This is a genomic window from Methylobacterium sp. WL103 (assembly GCF_008039885.1).
GTDB lineage: Bacteria > Pseudomonadota > Alphaproteobacteria > Rhizobiales > Beijerinckiaceae > Methylobacterium > Methylobacterium cerastii.
In genome coordinates this window covers 1-3,225 of sequence record NZ_VRUX01000494.1, presented here as the reverse complement: position 1 = coordinate 3,225, position 3,225 = coordinate 1, and the positions used below count along the sequence as shown (strand labels likewise).

At 70.6% G+C, this 3,225-nt stretch carries 3 protein-coding genes; all 3 read left to right on the top strand.

All coding sequences use genetic code 11. From position 1 onward, the window contains the following. Positions 1–356 precede the first annotated feature (356 nt). Positions 357–575 (top strand): heavy-metal-associated domain-containing protein, encoded by a 219-nt coding sequence (locus FV222_RS21130; protein WP_147754650.1) that lies wholly within the window; start codon positions 357–359, stop codon positions 573–575. Between the two features lie 250 nt (positions 576–825). Further along, positions 826–2,499 (top strand): formate--tetrahydrofolate ligase, encoded by a 1,674-nt coding sequence (locus tag FV222_RS21125; protein ID WP_147815568.1) that lies wholly within the window; start codon positions 826–828, stop codon positions 2,497–2,499. Between the two features lie 208 nt (positions 2,500–2,707). Further along, a partial coding sequence (locus tag FV222_RS21120) for a restriction endonuclease (protein ID WP_147815567.1) occupies positions 2,708–3,225 on the top strand: 518 nt, incomplete at its 3' end.

The window sequence follows — 3,225 nt, the reverse complement described above, 5'->3', positions numbered from 1 at the left end:
GCGCGAGGGCGCCGGCCGTCGGCATCAGGGCCGCCAGCGGCGCGAGCACCACGAGGCCGAGCAGCCCCGTCGACCACAGGCCCGCATGCCGGCCGAATCTCCGGACTGTGGGTCGGTTCGCCACGCGTGCCTTCTTGCCTGGAATCATGTGAGGGCCCGGCCTGCATCGCTTGCGGAGCCGAGCCTCCGTTTGTCGCCGAGGGGCCGCGGGGCCGCAAGCGCCGAGGTGCCCAAGCACGGCGGTTTTCCGCGAGTGTGACATCCCCTCGGCCGTCTCCGAGGCCCGCTTGCCACCCCCTTGCCGCACCCGGTCCGACGCCCGAGATCGGGGGCAGGCGAAGTGATGGAGGAACGACATGGACGCGCAAGGCGAACTTCTGATGCGGGTCGAGGGCATGACCTGCGGCGGCTGCGAGGCCTCGGTGCGCCGGGTCGTGCAGCGGATCGATCCGGCGGCCGAGGTCGAGGTCGACCGGGCGCACGAGCGGGTCGCGATCCGCACCACCGCCCAGAGCCTCGTCCTCGCCGAGGCGCTGACCAAGGCCGGCTACACCGCCACCGGGATGACCGGCTGACGCGGCCTCCGCCCGATCAAGGCGTCCGCCCTGTCGGCAAGCCCGTGCGACGGCTCGCGCCGGCAAATCGAATTTGTCGGCACAACGAATAATTTCGACGCGCTTTTCGACCTCGACTGACGCAAAATGGCGGAATCGACCGGGCGTTGCGCTTGGTCTGGCGCCCGCCGCACGGCAAAAGCCGGCGGAACGGACGTCACGGACAAACCGGACGCCACACGAAGCCCTCGTGCCAAAGGTTGAGGAAACCATGCCCTCAGACATCGAGATCGCCCGCGCGGCGACGCTGAAGCCGATCGCGCAGGTCGCCGAGAAGCTCGGCATCCCCGACGACGCGCTCCACAATTACGGGAAGCACATCGCCAAGCTCGACCACGGCTTCATCGCCGGGCTGGAGGGGCAGCCCGAGGGCAAGCTGATCCTCGTCACCGCGATCTCGCCGACGCCGGCGGGGGAGGGTAAGACCACGACCACGGTGGGCCTCGGCGACGCGCTGAACCGCATCGGCCAGAAGACCATGATCTGCCTGCGCGAGCCCTCGCTCGGCCCCTGCTTCGGCATGAAGGGCGGGGCGGCCGGCGGCGGCAAGGCGCAGGTCGTGCCGATGGAGCAGATCAACCTGCACTTCACCGGCGACTTCCACGCCATCACCTCGGCCCACTCGCTCGCCGCGGCGCTCATCGACAACCACGTCTACTGGGCGAACGAGCTCAACATCGACGTGCGCCGCATCCACTGGCGCCGTGTCGTCGACATGAACGACCGGGCGCTGCGCGCCATCACCCAGTCCCTCGGCGGCGTCGCCAACGGCTTCCCGCGTGAGGACGGCTTCGACATCACCGTGGCCTCCGAGGTCATGGCGGTGTTCTGCCTCGCCAAGGACCTCGCCGACCTCGAGGAGCGGCTGGGCCGCATCGTCATCGCCGAGACCCGCGACCGCAAGCTCGTGACCCTCAAGGACGTGAAGGCCACCGGCGCGATGACCGTGCTGCTGAAGGATGCGCTGCAGCCGAACCTGGTGCAGACGCTGGAGGGCAACCCGGCGCTGATCCACGGCGGCCCGTTCGCCAACATCGCCCACGGCTGCAACTCGGTGATCGCCACCCGCGCCGGCCTCCGGCTCGCCGACTACACCGTGACGGAAGCCGGCTTCGGCGCCGACCTCGGTGCGGAGAAGTTCTTGGACATCAAGTGCCGGCAGGCGGGCTTGTCGCCGTCTGCCGTCGTCATCGTCGCGACGGTGCGCGCGCTGAAGATGCACGGCGGCGTCAACAAGAAGGACCTCGGGTCCGAGAACGTCGACGCCCTCGAGAAGGGTTTTGCCAACCTCGCCCGGCACGTCACCAACGTCCGCGGCTTCGGACTGTCGGTGGTGGTCGCGGTCAACCACTTCTATGCCGACACCGACGCCGAGCACGCCAAGCTCCGCGACCTCTGCCGCGAAAAGCTCGACGTCGAGGCGATCACCTGCAAGCACTGGGCGGAGGGCGGCGCCGGCGCCGAGGCCCTGGCCCACGCGGTGGTGAACCTGTCGCAGGGCGCGCCCAAGCCCATCACCTACACCTACGAGGCCGAGGCCAAGCTGTCGGACAAGGTCAAGGCGATCGCGACCAAGCTCTACGGCGCGGCCGACATCCAGATCGAGTCCAAGGCGGCGGGCAAGCTCGCTACCTTCGAGAAGGACGGCTACGGCCACCTGCCGGTCTGCATGGCCAAGACGCAGTACTCGTTCTCGACCGATCCGACCCTGATCGGCGCCCCCGACGGCCACGTGGTGGCGGTACGCGACGTGCGCCTCTCCGCCGGCGCCGGCTTCGTCGTGGTGATCTGCGGAGAGATCATGACCATGCCGGGCCTGCCGCGGGTGCCCGCCGCCGACACGATCCGGCTGGACGCGAACGGGCAGATCGACGGGCTGTTCTAGGCGGGGCTCGACGCGTTCTTCCCTCCCCCCTCTGCGGGGGAGGGTGGCGGCTTCACTGGCTATGATGCGCAGTTCGTTCGCCCCCGCCTGAGGACATCCACAGCTTTTCCACGCCGCCGCCCGGCGGATTCAGGGATCGGGCATCGGCCGGTGCGATGGCTGTCGGCGTGGAGCCGGCCGGTGGGGCCGGCCGCGTGAGGCGTCGTTCATGCCCGGCCAGCCCAGCCTTGTCGCCCGCCTGTTCTGGATCGCGGTGGCCGGCGGCGGCCTGTCCCTCTGGTACGGGCGCGCCGGCATCGCGGCCTCGGGCGCAGGCCTCGGCCTCGTCCTGCTGCGCCATCTCGGGCGGCCGGGGCGCTTCCGCGCCCGCGTGCGCAAGGTGGCCCGCCGCCATGCCCGGACGCTGGCCCTGCGCCGGCGGCAGGAAAGCTTCGTCGACGCCTACGGCAACCGCATCCTCGACGGCTGGCTGCGCGAGCGCGACTACTTCGTCGCGCGCACCCTCGTGCCGGACCTGACCGCCCGCGGCTTCGCCGACCTGTGCGAAGCGAGGCCCGACACGATCCGCGCGATCGTCGAGGCGGTGACCGACGCGGTGGACCTCCCCGAGGAGGACGCGGCGCCGGAGGACGGCATCCCCTACGAGCGGTTCTGCGCCGGGCGGCTGGAACGCGGCGGCTGGCGCACGCACGCCACGCCGGCGAGCGGCGACCAGGGCGCCGACAT

Bases quoted from the DNA above. Each gene is read 5' to 3' on its own strand.
- FV222_RS21130 (WP_147754650.1), top strand. From the start codon at position 357: ATGGACGCGCAAGGCGAACTTCTGATGCGGGTCGAGGGCATGACCTGC.
- FV222_RS21125 (WP_147815568.1), top strand. From the start codon at position 826: ATGCCCTCAGACATCGAGATCGCCCGCGCGGCGACGCTGAAGCCGATC.